We start from the raw sequence: 21804 nt of genomic DNA on the forward strand, positions 1-21804 counted from the left end.
ATTAGTATATTATAAGTTCACGTTATATCGTGTCGTGAATACCAATGCAAATATAAGAGTACAACCAATAAACATGACTCCAATAATAGTTCCGCTTGGTCGAATTATAGTTTTCAGACATGTTTGATGCATAATTCTACCTCAAGGATAGGGATATTTGATTCGTGTCTTGAGTTTTATTGTGCAAACCGTTCTACATACTCAGTAGGTAACATACCAAACTCCTTCTTGAAACAGGAGCTGAAGTATTTCGGATCATTGAACCCAACGGCATAAGCCAAATCGGAAATACGAACGGAACTGCCTTTCTCTTCCATGATGCGGCAGGCAGCTTTCAAACGGATATTTCGGATAAAAGCTGAAGTATTCAGCCCGGTAAGAGATTTGAGTTTTTTATAAAGAGTAGACTTGCTGGTACCCATCTCATCTACAAACTGAGGTTGGTCGAATTCACTGTCTTCCAAGTGACGGTTCACACAATCAATGGCACGCTGCATGAAGTCTTCGTCAAGACTCGTAAAGTTCATGTCTTTCACTTCAAAAACCAGTTGGTTCTTGAAATCGTGCGCTGTACGTTCTTTGGTCTTCAGCAGATTGCGGATACGGGCATGAAGCACAGCCAAGTTGAAAGGTTTGCTGATAAAAGCATCAGCTCCCACTTCATAAGCCTCAGCACGATCTTCTTCCTTGTTCTTGGCAGTGAGGAGAATAACAGGAATATGGCTGATTTCGAGTTTGGTCTTTACATACTTGCACAAGTCGATGCCATCCATTACGGGCATCATAACGTCAGTCACTATCAAGTCAATATCCTCATTATCGACTATCGTAACAGCTTCTTGTCCGTTCTCGGCAGTAAATACATTATAATCGCGTTGAAGCAAGCGCATCATTAATTGAAGCAATTCTTCGTTATCTTCTACTACCAGAAGGGTATGCTGCTTAGCTTCCTCCATAGATTGATTACTGATATAATCTGTAGTTGAGTTGCCGTCGTATGTAATAGTTTTCTGCACCGGCAATACAGCCTCTTCATCAATCTGTTCTCCGGTAAAGTAGGAACGGTCGATAGGCAAGGTTATGATGAACTCGGCACCTTGGTCTACATCACTCTCTACACAGATATTTCCACCGTGCAACTCTACCAAATCCTTGGTCAACGAAAGACCGATACCCGTCCCTATAGTATTGAACTTGCGGTAATCACCTTCATAGAATCGTTTGAAGAGAGTTTTCTGCTTTTCTTTGGAGATGCCGCAACCGTTATCCTTTACACGCAAGCGGATGAAGTCTTTATCTTCGGCATACGAAAGCGTTACTTGTATGTAGCCACCTTCCTTGTTATACTTCGCCGCATTGGACAGAAGATTATATAATATCTTATCAAGCTTGTCAGTATCAAAGTAACCAGCAATGGACTCCGGGTCACAAAGCACAGAGAAGTGAATCTTACGTTTCTTGATGAGCGGTTGGAAGGATTCAGCTTCATTCTTCACAAAAGCAGCCACATCACCGGGCGAGACACGTAGTTTCAGATTGCCCGTCTCTGCTTTGCGGAATTCCAGTATCTGCTGCAACAAACGGATGAGACGGCGGATATTGTTAGTCATCACCGTATAAAGGTCATCGTAACCGGGAACTTGCATTTTCAGTTCGTCCACCGTAGCCGAAATGATGGTGAGCGGTGTCAGTAATTCATGGGTAATGTTAGTAAAGAACTGCAATTTGGCATGGTTCAGTTCTTCGGCTTTCGACTTTTCTATCTCGCGCAGGCGCAGGGCGTTGCGCAATACCATACGGTTGCGGGCTGTGCGATAAATGAAATACAATAACGTGGCAAGAATCAGGGTGTAGATAGCGTACGCCCACCATGTAGCCCAGAAAGGAGGCAAAACGACTACAGTCAGTTCACGTATCTCACTGCTCCATATACCATTCTCATTGGTAGCCTTAAGGCGGAATTTGTATGTGCCACTCTTCAAATTATTGTAGTATGCAAATCGTCGTCCGGCATCGGTGTATTGCCAATCGTCATCAAAGCCCACCAACTGATAAGCATATCGGTTCAACTCCGGATTCTTAAAAGATAACGCAGCAAACTCGATACTGAAATTATTGTAGGAATAAGGTAGTTCGATTCTTTCGGTAAACGAAGGCATCACAGTAGAAATCTCAGTTTTAATTTCGGGATCAAGTGAAGCAAAAGAACGATTGAATATCTTTATATCTGTAATCAGAAAAGGTACTTTCTTGTTGGTGTTCGTCAGAGAAGCCGGGAAGAAACTATTATATCCCTTATTTCCTCCAAAGAAAAGTTCATCGCCCCGGCTGCACGAAGATAGTGCTAAAAGAAAGTTGTCAAGCAGTCCGTCCGCTGTAGTAAATACACGGACTGTAGTTAAGGATTCATCTACCGGAACATTTAACTGTATCAAACCAACGTTCGTTCCCATCCATAATTTTCCCTGTTTATCTTCTTCGATAGAGCCTATCAAGTCACCGGGAATGTTGTAAGAATGGTTCTTTTCTACAAAAGAGTCTTGCTTGCGGTCATAAAGATACAGCCCTCCCCCTTCCGTTCCTGCCCACAGCCTGCCGGACTTATCAACATGCATACATAAGACGGAGTTTACTGCCAGTTGCTTGTTATTCAGGCTGTAATTATTATATTTCAGTGTTTCGGTTTGGGCTACATTACCTCGAATATGTATAATACCACAGTTGGCTGTAGCAAGCCAAATGCTGCCATCAATATCCTCCAGGATATCTTTCACATGATACCAGTCGGCAACGCCACCATTCTCAAAAGACAGTACACTGAATTTATGATAACCACCACCTGCCAGACTTACTCCCATTCCTCCGCGACATCCTACCCAACAATTCTTCCGGCTATCTTCACACAATGCCGACACACAGACAGAATATAAATAAGGAGTGTCAGCATCCGTCAGTAATTTTACCTTCTCTCCCTTGCGATAGATGAGGATACCACCATCGTAAGTACCAAACCAAAGTTCTCCATTAGCACGCTGAATAACCATATTGACGGTAGGAACGCTCTTCACTTCAGAAAATTCGGGAATACGGGTATAAAAGGTTAGCTCACCGGTCTTAGAGTCTTTACGAGCCACACCATAGCTGCCCGTTCCGAGCCAAAGGTCATTATCCGAATCAGCAAAGACGGCACGCACGGCAGTAGTGGGCACATCATCTTCTTTTACATTCAGTAAATGACTGGTAAAGGGCGGTTGCTCCGTATCTACCATCAGAGCGCCTCCACCAATAGAACCTAACCAAATATTATTAAAGCGGTCGCGCAACAATGAATTTATCTCGTCGTACGGTAGGTAGTAGGACGAACGTCTCGACTTATAATTAACAAACCTTCCCGGCTTATCATGCTCCATGATACTTAATCCCGAACGGGTACCAACCCACAAAGTATGGGTATTCAAATCTTCTACAATATCATAAACTATATTATCCGAAAGAGTAGAGTCATCTCCGGACTTATGGGCATAGCGGGTATAAGAAACTTTCAGCAAATCTTTAGGATGATTCAGCAGGAACAGACCACAGTCCCAGCCTCCAACCCAAATGCGTTCGTCGGCATCCTGATAAATGACATGTGCCGAATTGCGTTCGTTTATCCTGGGATAAGCATAAAACTTATTTTCCTTAGGAGAGTAACGGTAAAGTCCGCTAGACCAAGTGCCGATCCACAAGTCTCCTTCGGAGTCTTCGAATAAAGATTTAATGGCTGCCTGCGCCAATTCACCATTATCCTGTAGATTGTCATATACAATAAAAGAGTCATTGGTAGGGGAATATCTACATAATCCATAATCGGTACCCACCCACACCATATTGTCTTTTGTAACAAGTAAACAAGAAACAGTATTATTAGGAATAATGGGCAAACTATAGGGATGCATTTCGCCCGTCTTTTTATTGAGCCTATTCAAGCCCTCTTGTGTGCCGATCCATAAATTACCATCATAATCATCGGCCAAGCAGTAAATATTATTATTCGTAAGCAATCCTGGAGTATCCAGATTGGATTTATATACAGTAACCTGATAACCGTCATACTTAGCAAGTCCATAGCGGGTAGCTAGCCAGATAAATCCTTCCTTATCCTGATAGATCTTCTGGACTTCATCAGTGGGGAGTCCATTGAAAGTGGTTATTTGCTTGAAGTTCAGATGTGAAATGATGTCTGTATTTGTCGCTTTTGCTGCTATAGAGAAAAATACACACCAAACAATATATATATAAAAAAGGAAACTCTCTATTCTCTTCATATCATTAGACTTTTGGATGAAGACAAAAATAGTGAGTTTCCGGTTATAAGAGGGAGAATTATATGTCTTTTTGGTTGAAAAAGGCCTCGATTGCTTCTTTATTAACAAATACTCCTTTCGTTCCGGCAACTTCCACCGTGTCCATTAACTGTGCCAAGCCACCAAATCCCGATTCATCAACGAGCAAGATCTTATTTATATAAATATCTGAGACCAAACGGGCTTTGCCATCTTCGGGCAATGTATTGAATTTGCCTAGATAATAATTTCCATTGAAGAAGTTATTCGTAGACTTAGTTAAGTTAAAACAGTTTTCTTCGGGAGTATAAAATACATTATCCGAAACAAATGTACTATCGGAATATCCTCCCCATGAATCGAACATCATCATAGTGCGGTCAATATCTGCTGCCGGCTTTTTATTAACATGTATAATATTCCGACTGATGTGTGTATCCTTCACCGGACCAGCCACATGGATAATAGGTGAAAACATTCCGGCACGTGTCGGACCGGGACGGATACCATCATTGATACTAATATTGTAACGTACTTGTGTTCCCACATTACCAATATTGAAAGAAGCGGATGATTCTCCTGAGTTGCAGACAAGTACCAGTCCTCCATAATTGTTATGACTGTAATTATATTGAATCACTGTACCTGTACAATTCCAGTCCGAATCAAAGCCTTGCGCATCCCAAGGAGCCTTATGATCGCTCACTTCATTGAACTGAATCAACGTATTATCACAACTCCAGGGCCAGATGCCCGCAGCAGCTTCGGTTTCGGGAAGTAATTCAGGACAATTACGCATCACATTGTATTCTATCACCGTACTGTCGCAACCAATAGGCACAATGCCATCGCCCGGAACCTCTTCTATCAGATTTCCCCGTATCAAAGTATGCGTACTGGGATGCCAATCTCCACGGCTGCTATATGCTGACCAAATCATAGCGTTACGAGTGCAGCGTAGAATATGGCAGTTCTCTATCGTCAAACTATCGAATACCGAAACTTGATCTTTACCACTATTGACTACATAGATGCCACACCCACCACCTTTTTCTTTTACCAGCGAACCGTTCACATCTCTTACCGTAACATTATTAATTACAATATTATGCGAAATACCATAATTCGTACACTCTATTTTCAAGCCCGAACGAGAAGGTACAGGTTGCTTTCCGGTATTGATTATCTCAATATCCCGGAATGTCACATAATCTGAGTTATAAATACGGGCAGCATACATCGACGTATCATGACCTACAATACAAGGCTTCACATCTCCCTCACCATACGCTTCCACATAGATGCGACGTTCGGGTGTACCTTGTGCCGAGATTTCTAACTCACCATTGAAAACATCACCACGTTTCAATAAGACTTTATCTCCGGGATTCAATACTGCCCGGTTCAACTTATCCAGACTTTGCCAAGCTTCTTTCGATGACATTCCGCTATTACTATCATTACCGTTAGTAGCATCCAAATAATAACTTACCGAACCATCGGAGCAAGCCACCAGCAAGCAGGTTAATAAAAGAAGGATAATTGTTTTATTCATTGCTCTTATTTTTTCCAATGCTTCTCCAAGTTTTCCGCTTCATCCTTTGTAATCTGAATTACCGAGCCATGTTTAGGTGATTGGAAGTTTACAGATTTCATCAGTACCAAACCACGATTGTTTCCCCAACCATATTTATCTCCGTCGCGCTCCCACTCCGTATCACGAAGCCCTACACGCTTAGCAAAGATATGCAAATCGGTCATACAGAGATAAAATGCACCGTCAGGACCACGGGTGATGTGCGGGTCACGAATACCACGTTGTTCGGCAATCGTATCTCCAGCAATGATGGGCTGACCGTCATTAACCGCAGTAAAAGTATAGCCATCATGGCTCGTTGCCATGAAAAGACTATGGGTAGGATCACTGAAGAATACAAACAGATAGGCCCCCATATCTTTTTCTGAAGGGATCTGCTTTTGCTGGGCAGATACAAATACAGTGCACAACAAGCAGATAGATAACAGTATATTTCTTTTTTTCATCATCTTATTTTACTCTAGTTTTACATAGTTATGTATGTTCTATAAAGACTTGCCTACTACTAATTTATCGCCCGACAAGTCCACTTCGAATAAATGTGGAATACGGATATATCGGCCGTTCACATCCTTATGGCTATGTACGGACATCAACCATTTACCATCCAAGGTTTGAAACAGCATCCCATGGCCGAAGTCAGGCGGAGTAATCGGAGACGCTTCCTGTATCCACGGACCATCTAAAGTCCCACTCACAGAATAGGCTACCCCTTGGGTATAGGTAGAATATATCCAACTTGTCCAAATCATGCCCAAACGTCCGGTAGCAGTACGAAATAACCAGGGACCATCGGTCACACGATTCGGTTGTACCTTGCCATCCACCATCTCACGACTCCAGGGGGAATCGCTGGCACGAAACAAAATCTGCCCTTTCCCAGCAGATCCGCTCAGATCAGGTTTCAATTCTATTTTTTCGATAGTACCATTCCAATTCTGTAGCCATTCATGGCAATATACCATATAAGGCTTGCCATCACTATCCACCCAAAAAGTTCCATCGAGAGTAGGCATATTTGCAGGAAGATAAGCAGGATCTTTCATGGGTTTATAAGGACCATCGGGAGCATCACTTACCAGCACATGGCTAGCGCGACGGGGTATTACATTTCCTTTTACCGAATCTATGCGGATGGCATTATTTGTGAAAGTGGCAAAGTAGTAGTACTTGCCTTTGTATTCGTGCAACTCAGTTGCCCAGATTTCGGGTTTATGTCCCATCCAAGAAGTGGTATCAATCTCTGTTACACAGTAAGGGCCTTCCCATGAAGCAAGATCCGGACTTTTCCACAACAGTCCACCGGTACCAGTCATATAGTACATGTTAGTATTCTTGTCGGCAAGGATACAAGGATCGCTCAGACGAATAGAATCTAATGGTATATTGATACGAAAACGACCGGATATTTTTTGTTGAGCCGACAAGAAAATAGGGAATAACAGACAAAACAATAAAAGGAATTCTTTTCTTCTCATAGTATTTTCATATGTGTTTCTATTAGATATAAAATTGTTTAGGCACGAATTATGCGGATTTCACAGACCTTATCTTACTAAATATCCGTGGACTCCGTATAATCCATGCCTAAAAATCACTTAGTTAATCTCTTTACTCTATATCAATACCCTGTTCTACCGGCGAGAGAATGAATGTAAACTCATAATCACCGTATGGCACTTGATATTCCGGACGGGCAATGCGTCCCCAGCTATCTTCACAACCCAAGCCAGTTTGTACTTTGTCAATACAGAAGTTAGTCAAGTCAGCCTCTTCCACTTCGGGAGAGTGCCAGTTCTGCTTGTTCCAACCTTCGTCCAAAGACTCGATAGTATAGTGCAATGCTGATGCAGAGAACGGAGCGGCAGATACCACCTTGATACCACTGCCCATCGGACTCAACATCTTCCACCAACGAATATCAGTCTTAGTACCATTCTCTTGCGGACGGATATAAGAGTAGAATTGTTCGGCAACACTCTGACGATAGATACCCAGATCAGTGCAATGATTACGGTCACTGTAATTTTCAACCGGACCACGACCATAATACTCTACAATCTCAAAACTGCGAGGCATAGGCATTTGCATACCGAAGCGGAACATATTAGCTACTTTGGCATCCTTATCAGCAGTCAGTTTCTGAGTGACTTTGATAGCACCTTCGTTATTGATAACATACGTCAGATTCAGTTTGGCAGATACAGAAGGCATATCGTAAGCAGCTTCTACAATTACCTGATTGTTCTCAGTACGTTGATTGAAGGAAGTCAACTTCATTTCGGGATTCTTCCATGCTTCATACTTACGTTGAAGACCGGCACCAAAGTCATTATCGGTAGGTGCACGCCAGAAGTTAGGTTTCAGGGCTTCACCTTCCTTGATAAGATCCTGACCGTTTACATCATATTTAGACAAGAAGCCATTGTGCTTATTAAATTCAAGACGGAAAGCATCGCCGGTAACAATAAGGAATGTCCAGTCATTTTCTTGTACGGCAGGAGCGGTAACAGCAATATTGCTTTGTTCCAGGTTCTTCAAATCCATGGCAGCTGCTTTGTAAGGAACCAATGTAAGCTGATCCTTAGCTACGGCATAACCGGCAGGCAACAAGCCTTCACGATTCTTCAGCTTGTAGGCTACGTTCAGTAACCATTCTGCGCATTGGCAAGTCTTGCCTAAATCCAGTTTCAATTTGACTGTTTGTTGAGGAGCAACATTCAGATTTTCTACACGACCGGTACGAATTACTTTACCACCTTTCAGTACTTCCCACTCCAGATAGTAGGCAGAAAGATCGCGGAAGAAGTTCTCATTATATACATTGATTTCTCCGTTCTGAAGATCAGCGGGAGTTGTCCAGATGTCCTGATAGATATAACCTACCTCGTACATGTGCGGATTAGGAACACGGTCGGGACTGATAAGTCCGTTGTCACAGAAGTTACCGTCACTGGCATCAAAACGGTTGAAGTCACCACCGTATGCATAAATCGTCTTGCCATTCTTGCCTGTCCAGCGCACGGATTGGTCTACGAAATCCCAAATGAAACCACCTTGGAACTTAGGATATTTACGAACCAAATCCCAATATTCTTTGAAGCCACCTTGCGAGTTACCCATAGCATGCGCATATTCACATTGAATCAAAGGTTTGGTCATAGAAGCATCTTCACAATAATCCTGACAAGCCTTATAACCATAATACATAGGGCAGAAAATATCAGTCTTGCCATCCTTACGAGCTTGTTCATACTGAACGGCACGGCTTCCGTCTTCGGCTTTCACCCAATCGTAAGCAGCCTCAAAGTTAGATCCATATCCGGCTTCATTACCGAGTGACCAGAAGATTATGCTAGGATGATTGAAACTACGTTGTACATTACGTTGGTTACGTTCCAAGTGAGCCTTCTTGTAATCGGCACGTTTAGCAAGCGTTTCATCGCCATAACCCATACCATGGGATTCAATATTTGCTTCAGCAACGACGTAGATACCATATTTGTCGCAAAGGTCGTACCACAGATTGTTATCCGGATAGTGACAAGTACGTACAGCATTCAGGTTGAATTGCTTCATCACTTGAATATCCTGTATCATACGTTCGGGAGATACCACATAACCGCCATCCGGATCCATCTCATGACGGTCGGCACCTTTGAAGAGAACGGGTTGACCGTTCACTAATATCTGAGAATTCTTTAGTTCGATCTTGCGGAAACCTACTTTAACGGGGATAACTTCATTGCTGCCCTGAAGAGTGGCACGCAAAGTATAGAGGTAAGGAGTCTCAGCAGTCCACTTTTGAGGATTCTCGATATTAATTACGACTGTACCAGTGCCGTGGGCAGTTTCTGTGGCAACAGACTTGCCTGCTGCATCAAGTAATTCGAGGTTGACATTACCGCTACCTTTGAGGCTGAGCGCTACACGCAATGAACCATTCTGATAATTGGCATCCAAGTCAGGAGTAACACGGATGTCTTCAATGCGCTTTTTATTGCGGGCATAAAGGTAGCAATCACGACCTACACCACTGTAACGGAAGAAGTCCTGATCTTCGAGATAGGTACCGTCGCACCAACGGAATACTTGAAAGGCTATCAGATTCTTCTGACCTGCTTTCAAGTAAGGAGTCAAATTGAATTCAGCTTCGAGCTTACTATCTTCACTATAACCCACGTAACGGCCGTTTACCCACAGGTATATATTAGAGGTAACAGAACCAAAGTGTGCGATGACTTCCTTGCCACCCCAATCAGCCGGAACCGTGATTTCACGACGATAAGAGCCTACATGGTTATTTTGTGTGGGCACCTGCGGAGGATTGTTTTTGAACTGATTGCGCCATGCATAGCCTACATTCACATAGATAGGATCGCCAAAGCCATTCAATTCCCAAACACCGGGAACAGGCATTTCGCTCCAACCTTTGTCATTGTAACCAACTTTCCAGAAGTCGGTAGGACGGGAATCGGAATCTTGTACCCAAAAGAACTTCCAGGTACCGTTCAGCGTCATAAAATTGGAAGATTGTTCTTTTACACCACGGGCGGCTGCATCAGCCGATTCGTAGGCGAAATAATTTGTGTGCATCGGGGCACGATTCATGGCATTGACCTCAGGGTTTTGCCATTCATTAAAGGACTGTGCGTTGGCAGTAAGAGCCAGAGCGGCAAACAGTCCGGTAAGGAGATGTTTCTTCATGGTAATATGTTTATGAAATGTTTGTAGCGGCATGCAAACGAAGCTCACATACCGCTACAAAGATAGAAAAGTTATAACGTATTCAAGAGGAATTATCGTTCAAAAAGGGCGGCTATTTACTCATTTGTAACCGATACACCCCGAATGAACGTGGTTGTACCTCTAATTCCAAAGAAGTAGCATTTATATCTACCGGACGGACACGAGGCACTATTGTTTCTTGATCTAATGTATTGATCGCCTTCCAATCACAATTCTGCAAATAAGTACAAGTACCCGATACGATTTGTTGCTTCTTCAATCCGTTGAAGTCAATCTTTATCTTTGCAGGCTGAGCGCTTGCATTGACAAGCTTCAAGATGATTTCTCCTGTCGGAGCATCCAGTGCAGCAGTTGCATAGAGGCTGTCTTGTCCGGTCACAGGCTTACCGTTCATCTTTAAAGAGAGCACGTCGGTTCCGGGGTTCATGCCGTACATCTGTTGTACATAATAATTAGGTGTACGCATCATACGAAGATTATCAAACCATATCAGGTCAGGGTTCCATTGCCATGCGTCTACATGGGCAAAGAGCGGAGCGTATGTAGCCAGACGAACAACATCGGCATTGCGTTCAAGTCCCGTCATAAAGGCGGCTTCGGACAGAGCAGCGAGGAAGTTATTGGCTTTACCTGTAGGATGGTCGTGCGAAGCATACTCACCGGCAAACACCTTCGGACCTTTGCGGTCATAGTTATCATAACGGGCGGCATTGGCAAAGAACCAATCGGGAGCCATGTAATAATGTTCATCCACTAAGTCCGCACCGAGACGCTTCATTTCGGGCCAGAGATAATCAAATTTATCGCCATCGGCATTCGGACCGGCAGAACCTATGATCTGCATAGTAGGATATTTGGCACGAATAGCCTTTATAAATACTTCGAGACGCTCGGGATAAACTTCACCCCATTGCTCGTTGCCGATAGCAATCATTTTGAGGTTAAAGGGAGCCGGATGTCCCATATCGGCGCGTACTTTGCCCCATTTAGAGGTAGCAGGACCATTGGCAAACTCTATCAGATCAAGAGCATCTTGCACATACGGATCAAGCTCGGCAATAGGTACTATTTCATTGCTTTCGTACTGGCAAGAAAGTCCGCAACTTAATACAGGCAGAGGTTCTGCACCAAGGTCTTCACTTAAGAGGAAGTATTCGTAATAGCCCAGACCGAGTGTTTGGAAATAGTCGGGGAATGCTTTGTGTGTGAAAGTATAATTCCAACGATTCTCATTCAAAGGACGATTCTCTACGGGACCCACACTGTTCTTCCACTGATAGCGAGTAGCCAGATTGTTACCTTCGATGATACAGCCACCGGGAAAACGGAATACGCCGGGGTTGAGGTCATAGAGCGCTTGGGCAAGATCTTTGCGCAAACCATTCTCACGCTGTTTCCAGGTATTGGCAGGGAATAGGGAAATATGATCCATGTCCACGGTACCTTTCGTCGATAATACAACACGCAGACGGGCATGGGCATCGGTGAAAGGAGATTTCAAAGTAGCAGTGAGCTTCTGCCAGTTATTGCCACTGACTTCGAGTTCCTTCTTTAAAAGATTCTGACCGTTGGAGTTTACCAATTCAATGGAAAGTTTCATCGGCTTGGTATCCGGAGTACGGGCATAAACGGAAAAATGGTAATCTTCCCCTTGCTTTAAGCCAATACCACGAAAACCTTCATTATCAAGTCCGGCACGCAGCAAACGACCGTCGTTAACAACACGTACATAGTGCGGATTACGGTCAAAACAAGGATTTTCTTCATTAACCGTCACATTTCCAAAAGGTACCCAACCTACAAAAGATTGAGGAAACTCAAAAGAACGGTTTTTCACAAGTTCGGCATACAGTCCGCCATCAGCTCCGAAGTTAATATCTTCGAAGAAGATGCCATACATAGCAGGATTAATCTTGGTTATTGGCTTTGCGACGTCTACCGTCATTATATGCTGCTGGGCTTGCATGCCAAAGGTAAGGGATAATACCAGTAAAGAGGTGGTTATTTTTTTCATTGTTTCATCTTTTATTTTGTTATAATTCTATTCGATACATACATCTATCATCTCCGCGCAATACAGCAGAAATTATTCGAGCTTTGACGGGGTGTGCACATACTACTGAAAACATCCTTTCAGCAAAACCTTCTGAGCAATAACAAAGAGCAGGTAAATGCTTATTAGATTCTTGATCAATCAACGGACAGACACAATAAGGCTTTGCTTCATCTGCTATTAGAACCTTACCTGCGTCTTCAAAATGGCATTTCCACCCCCACTCTTTTTCAATATAGGCTATATACTCATTTAGTTTACCTTTAAAAGGAATTAATTTAGTTTCCATTTCAAGCAAATTAAAATGTGCTATTGATGCTGATTTCACCAATAGTCGAAGCTGTTCTTCATTCAGGTTAGTATCAAGATTTGTCAAAAGTTCCTTAATCCATCCTTTAGACATTGAAGTTAATGTATCAGCCCCATCGGAGTTGTTCAATTGAATGTTCTCGGCTCCCATAAGTCGTCCAAACCCGCAAAAGCACATACTTGCCAAGCAAGACGTTTTTAAGAATTCTCTTTTTGATATATTTATCTTTTCTAATTTTTTAAAGAACCCGTTGTCCTCCTGCTTATTCGCCCTTTTGAGGCATAGCGGAAGCAGCACTTACCTCCATCGGCAACCAAACATCCATATTGCCTTCACCTCGATGAGCCCAAGCATAATAAGGTATCAATGTCAATTGAACATCTTTCGCAGCCAACTTCCCTGCTTCATTATAACTCAAAGATTGAGCATCCGTTACAAGTTCGTTGATACCGTAAAGCATATCAGGTTTTTCAACGACCTTGAATTGAGGATTACGATTCAGTAAGACAGTATTCACATTGAAGTTATTATCCGGCCATTCGGCACAATATACAATAGGACCCCGTTCAACGGCTACACGACCTTTATCGGCTTCTACCTTATCATTCGCTTTTACTACACGGGGAAGCATATCGAAGTGCACTTCTACAACATCTCCTTTCTTCCATTTGCGGTTGATATCCAGATAACCATCCGTCAGTTTCCCCTGTACTTCCTGACCATTCAAACGAACACGGTAAGTAGGTTTCTGATTGTCGGCATACGCATACAAATCACTTGGCAATACGTTATTACGTACCCATCCCGGAATACGAATCTTCATCGTAAACGGTGCATTACCCTGTGCTACTGTCAAACGGATATCTCCATTCCAAGGATAGGCAGTTTCTTGTTGAAGCGTTACTTTCTTATTATTTACCTTCAGTTCCGCACGGTTGGAGAGGAAAAGGTTTACATAGACACGGTCATCCTTTACAGCATAGACATAACCCGGCAAGGAAGGAATGAAACGGCTGATATTACTGGGGCAACAAGCACAGCCGAACCAAGGCTGACGCGTTATCGTATGGTCGGCATTGAAGTGATACTTACCGTCGTATGACAGCGGATTGGGATAGAAGAACTTCCCGCCATCCAGCGATACACCGGAAATAAGACCGTTGTAAAGAGTACGTTCCAGTACATCAAAGTATTTAGCGTCACCGTGCAGCAAGAAGAGGCGATAGTTCATATAAACATTGCCGATGGCGGCACAAGTTTCGTTATAAGCGGTCAGATTGGGCAACTCGTAGTTGTCACCGAAGGCTTCACCCTCATGTCGGGCACCGATACCACCGGTAATGTATATCTTCTTGCCGACAATGTTCTCCCAAATCCGGTCAATAGCCTTGATATAGGAGCTATCACCCGTGATGGCAGCTACATCCGCCATGCCGGAATACATATAACCTGCACGTACGGCATGACCTACTGCTTCGTCTTGCTCCAATACCGGCTTATGCGACTGCAAATACATATCCTTGCGTGCCGTAGTGCCGCGTGCATCGAGGAAGAATTTGGCCTGATCGAGATACTTCTTATCTCCCGTCACCGTATAAAGGCGCACCAATGCCATTTCTGCAATCTGATGCCCCGGGATAACTCGCTTCTGCCCGTTGGCTTCGCCTATATTCCGACATACGCAATCGGCATAGCGGATGGCGATGTCGAGGAAATTACGCTTGCCGGTAGCTTGATAATGGGCTACTGCACCTTCGACCATGTGACCTAAGTTATAGAATTCATGACTCAGGTTCTCCACTTCCGACCAACGTTCCGGTCCCGACCAGTTATGCGGATGCTTAGGATTCATAGTACGAGCTGTATAAAGATAGCCATCCGGTTCCTGTGCCCCGGCTACAATTACCAATACACTGTCGATGTACTTTTCCAACTTCTTATCCGGATAAGTCTGAAGAGAATAACTGGCACCTTCAATTGTCTTGTACACATCGGTATCATCAAAGGAAAATCCTTCGACCTTATAGTCATCACTGGGATGAGCCGCTTTTATGAAATTCTCATAACGGCCAGTCTCTTCACACTTGCTGAAGGCCAGAGGAATAGTTACTTTACGACTGGCGTCGAGACGTTGACCCCAAAAGCCATCCGTTACTTTAACTGCGGTAAAAGATACGGGATCAATAGGATATCCCGAATGAATAGTCTGCTTTTTCTGAGCCGACATACTACCCGCGAAAGTGGCGACAAGCGCCAAGGTTACTAATGTTTTCATGGTTATTATCTTCTAGATTACTTCTTCTTTGCTATGTTTTGATGAATACGTATCACCGTAAACGAGTAAGCCGGCATTGTATAAGGGAAGTCATTTCCTTTCACTTCAAAGTCAGAAGAGACTGATTTAGCTTCCTTATCCTTCGGATCACCCGACAAAATAGTCTTCGTAGCCGTAGGATTTACTAAAGCAGCGCCATCCAGTTTTATCTGAGAAGTGATTTCTACCGGAAGCAGGTTTACTAATTTCACAATATAATCGCCTGTAAGTTCATCTTTCACTACCGAAACACCGACACGTTTCTTCACTGCGTCTCCATTATTATTCAAGTTGACTGAGGAAGCAACATACTCGATACCTGCATTCTGACCGTACATCTGCTGGGTATAGTAACCGACGGTAGGTTTCACTTCCTCGTTGTTGAAGTAGATCAAATCAGGAGTCCATTGCGTGTGATTCTCTTTGGCAAGCAAGGGAGCGTATGAAGTCATGGATACCACATCACCGTTTCTTTCTACAGAAGTGAGGTACAAAGCCTCTGCCAATGCCGTTTCTATATTATTAGGACGACCGGGCAGATGGGCTGCATATTCACCTAGATATACTTTTGATTTATTGCGGTCGTAACGGTCGTAATAATCCTGATTATGAATGAGCCAGCCCGGAGCAACATAGTAATGTTCGTCCACCATTGGTATATTCAGTTTGGAAGCAAGTGCCCAACCTTCGTCATAATCAGTACCTTCGTAGAAAGGACCTACAGTGCCAATCACCGTTATCTCGGGATATTTCTCTTTGACGGCATTGAAAATCATCGTGAAACGCTCTACAAAAATATCGGTTATCAAATCTTCATTACCAATGCCGATAAACTTCAGGTTGAAAGGCTTTGGGTGTCCGGCTTCGGCTCGTTTTCGTCCCCATACTGTTTTCTTAGCATCGCCGTTGGCATATTCTATCAAGTCGAGCACATCCTGTATATAAGCTCCCATTTCTTCCATCGGGATACCTCCTTGCTGACCGTTGCATCCCAGTTCGCCTTTGGAGTGGTGGCTGCAAGAACCGGAGTTCTGGCAAGGCACGCCGGCAGCTAGTACAGGCACAGGTTCGGCACCCATATCTTCACAGAACTGGAAGTATTCAAAGTAACCCAGTCCACGAGTCTGATGATAACCCCATAGGTTACGCAAAGGCTTGCGGGCTTCGAGCGGGCCGATGGAGCCTTTCCAATCGTAGATATTGTCTACCCCATCGCCATGAGCTACACAACCACCGGGGAAACGGACGAAGCGGGGCTTCATATCGGCAAGTGTTTGTGCAAGGTCGGCACGTAATCCGTTCTTGTGTCCACGGAAAGTATTCTGAGGGAAGAGGGAAATCATATCGAGCTCGTAGGTACCGGGCACCTGCGGCACAAGCGCCAGTTCGGCAGAACGCACATCTGCATTAGCGGTAAGTACAGTACTGTATTTTTTCCATTCTTTAGAAGATACATTTACAGATGAAGAAGCTATTTCGCTACCATCATGATTAATCAGTTTCACAAGTACCTTGCCGCCCTTACTGCCCTGGGATACTCGACCAAAGAGGGAGAAATCATACTTCTCACCTTTCTTCAATGTGATGCCGTCAAAACCGGGGTTCTGAAACGATGCACCCGGTTTGGCGATGTTGAGCACAGCATAATGAGGGTTATTCTCATGGATAGGATTCGCAGTGGCAATGGTAAATGTAGCATCGTCACCCCGCACTGACCAGGCATAATTACTATCCCAACCTTCGCGGGAACCGTCTTTTGAGGAATATTCAAAGTCGCGGTTCTGTATGAGCTCTGCATATAGTCCGCCATCGGCTGCATAGTTGATATCTTCGAAGAACACACCAATGAGATGCTCACTGATAGGTTTTGCTTGTGAGGTTTGTACGTTGATAGTAGCTTCGAGCGGTTTCAATCCGGCAAAGCGGACGGGATCTTGCTCGGTACGTTCGTCATAAAGCGACTGGCGATATTTCCTATGTTCGGCAAAGCGAACCAGTTGCTCGATGGTAGAATAAGGTACGCGCTGCATCCAGCCATTCTCTTCTTTACCATTCACTATGACTTTCTTTTCAATAGCGGGAATAATACTTGAAGGCAAATACCGGGCACGGTTTGCTGATGTGAAATAACTCTGCGGTCCCCATTTCAGCAGGTCGGCAGAAGCGGCGTGTGCCAATACTTCTCCACTTTGGGTGGCTGTCCAAAGGCAATGCCAATGACCGTCGGCACGGTTCTGCATTAATTGCGGACGAAACATCTTCTTTTGGCGTCCCCAAGGACCGAAATCACATTTTACATAATCGTAGCCATCGGCAATGGAAAACCATTGAGTACCTTCCGGACTCCAGGCAAATCGTAGTCCACTTTGTCCTTCTGCATCAGCGTAAGAGAAGAAGAAAACGGAATCGGGTTCATTCGTTACTTTGGTTGTCTTAGCTTGCAACATCGTGGTGCAAGATAGAAACAAACAGGTAGCAAAGAAGTAAAATAACTTATTCATGGTGCTTATTCGGTATTTGAAGTAAAATATATATACTATATCAGTCAGCAACAAGTATTGCTCCGCCTTGCGGTTGTATCATCAATTGGAAGCTACCATCAGCCTTTATCTTCTGTGATTTCATCTGCGGTTGGAGCTGCTTGTCATCGCTATAGAAAGAAACCGTCTTTCCTGCCAGCATAGGCAAAGAGAGTTTTAGTTTCAGAGTTTCTTTGCTACCATTTACAGCAGTTATATACCAACGGTCGGCATGGCGGCGGGCAAGAACCACATACTTGCCGGGATAACCGTCGATAAAGCGAGTTTCATCCCATGTAGTGGGTACTTGTTTCATAAAGTCGAGGCAGACTTGCGGTGCGTCCGTCAAGTTATTAGGAGCCAAAGCAAAATTCTGAATCGGGTTTTGGAAAAGGACGGCAGTTGCCAACTGGAATACATCTGTAGTGCGTCGGGTTGTTCCGCCATCATTACCACGGTTCATACGTTTGTTCAGGAAAGTACCGCCAAACTCCATACTACCTATTGTATTGCGGATAAAAGGATGCAGGCAAGCATTGAAAGCCTCTTCATCGCAAAAGTGTTGGTTGAAGATTATATTCTCCGATGCCAAGACGGCTTCACTGCCCACGTAATTGGGATACATGCGCTCCCACCCGCGAGGAATGGTACAACCGTGGAAAATCACCATCAGACCGTGGTCGTCGGCATCACTCAAAATATCTTCGTAGAGGCGCATCGTCTCCTGTTTATCACCTCCGAAGAAATCGACCTTGATACCTTTTACACCTTGTTGTTGCAGCCACTTCATCTCACGTTTGCGCACAATGGCATTGTCCATCATATTGGTAGGTCCTTGCACGATGTCGTTCCAGTAACCGCTCGAACTGTACCACAAGAATACATCCACACCTTTGGAATTGGCATATTTAATGAATTGCGTCATGCGTTCATGACCGATATTAGTGTTCCACCAGTTGTCTATCAATACATATTGATAACCCATAGCAGCTGCCAAGTCTACGTATTTCACCTGGTCATCGTAATTGATACTGTTATCTTGCCAAAGAATCCAGCTCCATGTACCACGTCCCATTTTATAGTCGTGTTGTGTCGTATAAAGTGGTTCCACCACATCCCAGGGGACGGTAGTTTCCACAATCGGTTTCAAAGTCTCGCCTACTGTAATCGTGCGCCAAGGTGTAGAACCCGGCAGTGAGAAAGCGGGCGCAGAGGTTCCATTGCCATTATTTTCTTCGGGCATAGGGAAAGCGATGTTGTACATGCCGTCTTGTGCATCACTCAGTCGTGAACCACAATAACGGCTGTCAACACCGGTTTCACTAATTAACACCCAACCATCATCTCCTATCCGGAACAAACAAGGGAAAGTATATCCATGTCCGTACTGCGAACGCACATTCATCGGTGCATCTGCTTTGTATTCTTCTTCGTAACTGGGCTTTGTACGCTTCCAGCCTATCATGGCATCGCTTTGCGGACAAAGGAAAGTAGTAGTCTGCTGCGGAAAACGGAAACCGGTTGCTTCCTGGTTCACCGTTACACTACCACGTTCGCCCTGGCGGGACAAGGTATAGCGGAATGCTACGTCGTTATTGCTTATGCGGAAGGTTACATCCATCTTCTGGCCTGCGGCATTGGCAAAGGAACATACCAACTCATTAGCCGTATAATGTACCTGAGATACTTTAATGCGCGACTGATTATAAACAGTGTTTATCGCCTTCTCGGTATGTCCGGTCAGTTTCAGGAACTTGGCAAAGTCGCCAACATTCGTTTCCAGCCCCAACGGTGAGGATGCCAACATTTGTTTGCCATTGTAATCAATAGTGTATGATGCCTCTCCACTCTCCGGGCATGATACTGTAAGTTGTAATTTTCCATCAGGTCCTTTCACTACTACGTTTTGTGCTGCAAGCGGCATCACTGCCATCAGCATTAAACAAGCAAGTCCTGTAAGTTTGTTTTTCATACTATAAAGTTTTTTAGATTTGTATTTTAACGTGTAGGTACTACCGGTTTTATTGTGCCGTCCGTATTGAACTCCATACGATCTATACACACTTCCCGATGAATGCCGGGACTATCCTTCAAGTAGTTTTTATTAATACGATGGTAAACGATGAGCCACTCATCCGTTCCCGGAATTTGTAAAACTGCATTGTGCGCAGGGCCATATATCTCTTTTGCCGGGTCTTGAATCAGGATAACAGGCTTCTCTGCTACTTCAATCGGTCCTAATGGAGATTTGGAAGTGCCGTATGCCACATGATAATTGGGCGACCCCGTATCGTCTACCGACCACAGGAAGTAATAAAGTCCGTTGCGATAGAACACGTATGCAGCCTCCCGAAAGGCATAATCCTGCAATGTTCCTCCTTGCGGAGTCATTACTTTAATTGTCTTTTCTTTGATAGAAAGCATATCCTTATTTAACTCGGCACCAGCCATATAGCCATTGCCCCAATACAGATAAGACTTCTTTGATACCGGATCGGTAAATATATCCACGTCAATTTGTTGCCCTCCGCCAGCGGGGGACTTTGTAATGATGGGATGTCCCAAATCAACGAAAGGTCCGGTAGGAGAATCGGCCACAGCCACTCCTATCTGCTTGCCTCCGCCTTCGGTCCAGTTGCCGCTATAATAGAAGAAATACTTGTATTTACCATCAACAAGCTTTTCTTCAATGCAAGGTGCCCATGCGTTACCATCCGCCCAAGGCACTTGCTCGGATTTAAGATCTAACATGATACCTTCGTCCGTCCACTCCTTCAAATCGGGAGATGAAAACACAGTGAAGTACCATCCACCCCAGCCCGGCTGTCCATCGGTAGTGGAATATATATAATATTTCTGTGTTTGGTGTGAATACAATATTTCAGGGTCGGCATGGAAGCCCGGCAATACAGGATTATTAGGAATTTCTCCTAATTCAGCCGGTTTGCCCCATTTGTCGGTAATACGTTTTAATTCAGCACGTGTAATAGGAATAATAGTTCCGTGACGTGGATGGAAGTTCATCTTCACGTCGGCATCTATGACTTTGAAGTTTTGCAAATCGGTAGTTTCAGTAAACTGATATTTGCCCTTCATGTATACGTCATACATCAATATATATTTATCTTGATTGATAAGTTTAAAGGTACCTGCACCTTCTACAGCGTCCGTGGTTTGTTGTTTGTAATCGGGTTCTTCTGTCCACTTGCCCGAGGTAAGCGAACGGGTGGTAGCCACCTTAATGCCATTGCCATGTCCTTCTGTCTTATAGAACAAATGGAAAACACCGTCCTTATATACTATATCGCCATCGATACACGATTTTCCATTTTCGGGCAAGAAGAGAGGTTTAGGTTCACCTATCAGGTCGGTAAAGTCTTCGTTTGCATAAGCATAATAAATTACATCCGCACCGTCTCCATATTTCATTGACCAGTAGACCATGTATTTTCCTGCTTCGGGATCGAATACAGTCTGTGGTGCCCATACACGTTTTAATTTCTCCTGTCCGGCATAACGTTTCTGCATGTTGACAACCGAATGTGACCAGTTCACCAAGTCAGTAGATTTCAGCAATACCATAGCCCGGTTAGAATCCCAGCCATTGTCGCTAACCATATCGGTCACCACCATATAAAAAGTTTTACCATCCTGGCAACGCAAGATATGCGGATCGCGTACTCCGCCAGTCGAACTAATCACTTTGGAGTCGAGTATAGGTTTGTTATTATTTAATGCCCAGTACGTATATCCGTCCATACTAACTGCATAGCAAACAGCTTCTTCACTTATATGATTACCTGTAAAATAAGTGAACAAGTATGCTACATAATCCTTCTCGGGGAAAGGCATCTGCTGAGAATAGCCGCGAAGTGAAAACAATGACAATACTATTGCCAGAAAACTCATCTGAAAAGTGTTTTTCATTCTAATAATC

10 protein-coding genes and 1 pseudogene are annotated in these 21804 nt (G+C 44.0%); all 11 read right to left on the reverse strand.

Annotation, left to right across the window (positions count from 1 at the left end):
- Positions 1 to 176 precede the first annotated feature (176 nt).
- Positions 177 to 4307 (reverse strand): hybrid sensor histidine kinase/response regulator transcription factor, encoded by a 4131-nt coding sequence (locus Q1W14_RS11875; RefSeq protein WP_300701727.1) that lies wholly within the window; start codon positions 4305 to 4307, stop codon positions 177 to 179.
- 58 nt (positions 4308 to 4365) lie between these two features.
- Positions 4366 to 5880 carry a right-handed parallel beta-helix repeat-containing protein gene (locus Q1W14_RS11880; protein ID WP_300701728.1) on the reverse strand — a complete coding sequence of 505 codons (1515 nt, stop codon included), beginning with the start codon at positions 5878 to 5880 and terminating at the stop codon, positions 4366 to 4368.
- Positions 5881 to 5972: 92 nt separating this feature from the next.
- A pseudogene (locus Q1W14_RS11885) lies at positions 5973 to 6296 on the reverse strand (beta-xylosidase); the annotation flags it as partial.
- A 111-nt stretch (positions 6297 to 6407) separates the two neighbouring features.
- Complete coding sequence (locus tag Q1W14_RS11890) at positions 6408 to 7400, reverse strand: glycoside hydrolase family 43 protein (protein ID WP_300701729.1); 993 nt, start codon at positions 7398 to 7400, stop codon at positions 6408 to 6410.
- 133 nt (positions 7401 to 7533) lie between these two features.
- Positions 7534 to 10629, reverse strand: a complete 3096-nt coding sequence (locus Q1W14_RS11895; protein WP_300701731.1) for a glycoside hydrolase family 2 TIM barrel-domain containing protein — start codon at positions 10627 to 10629, stop codon at positions 7534 to 7536.
- Positions 10630 to 10741: 112 nt separating this feature from the next.
- Positions 10742 to 12685 carry an alpha-L-arabinofuranosidase C-terminal domain-containing protein gene (locus Q1W14_RS11900; protein ID WP_300701732.1) on the reverse strand — a complete coding sequence of 648 codons (1944 nt, stop codon included), beginning with the start codon at positions 12683 to 12685 and terminating at the stop codon, positions 10742 to 10744.
- A 19-nt stretch (positions 12686 to 12704) separates the two neighbouring features.
- Complete coding sequence (locus Q1W14_RS11905; protein WP_300701734.1) at positions 12705 to 13127, reverse strand: hypothetical protein; 423 nt, start codon at positions 13125 to 13127, stop codon at positions 12705 to 12707.
- Between the two features lie 169 nt (positions 13128 to 13296).
- Positions 13297 to 15309 (reverse strand): glycoside hydrolase family 127 protein, encoded by a 2013-nt coding sequence (locus Q1W14_RS11910; RefSeq protein WP_300701736.1) that lies wholly within the window; start codon positions 15307 to 15309, stop codon positions 13297 to 13299.
- A 17-nt stretch (positions 15310 to 15326) separates the two neighbouring features.
- On the reverse strand, positions 15327 to 17795 hold the full coding sequence (locus Q1W14_RS11915) for an alpha-L-arabinofuranosidase C-terminal domain-containing protein (RefSeq protein WP_300701765.1): 2469 nt from the start codon (positions 17793 to 17795) through the stop codon (positions 15327 to 15329).
- 94 nt (positions 17796 to 17889) lie between these two features.
- Positions 17890 to 19839 (reverse strand): glycoside hydrolase family 97 protein, encoded by a 1950-nt coding sequence (locus Q1W14_RS11920; protein WP_300701737.1) that lies wholly within the window; start codon positions 19837 to 19839, stop codon positions 17890 to 17892.
- 26 nt (positions 19840 to 19865) lie between these two features.
- Positions 19866 to 21794 (reverse strand): family 43 glycosylhydrolase, encoded by a 1929-nt coding sequence (locus Q1W14_RS11925; protein ID WP_300701738.1) that lies wholly within the window; start codon positions 21792 to 21794, stop codon positions 19866 to 19868.
- Positions 21795 to 21804 lie beyond the last annotated feature (10 nt).

Source organism: Bacteroides sp. (assembly GCF_030151085.1).
Classification (GTDB): Bacteria; Bacteroidota; Bacteroidia; order Bacteroidales; family Bacteroidaceae; genus Bacteroides.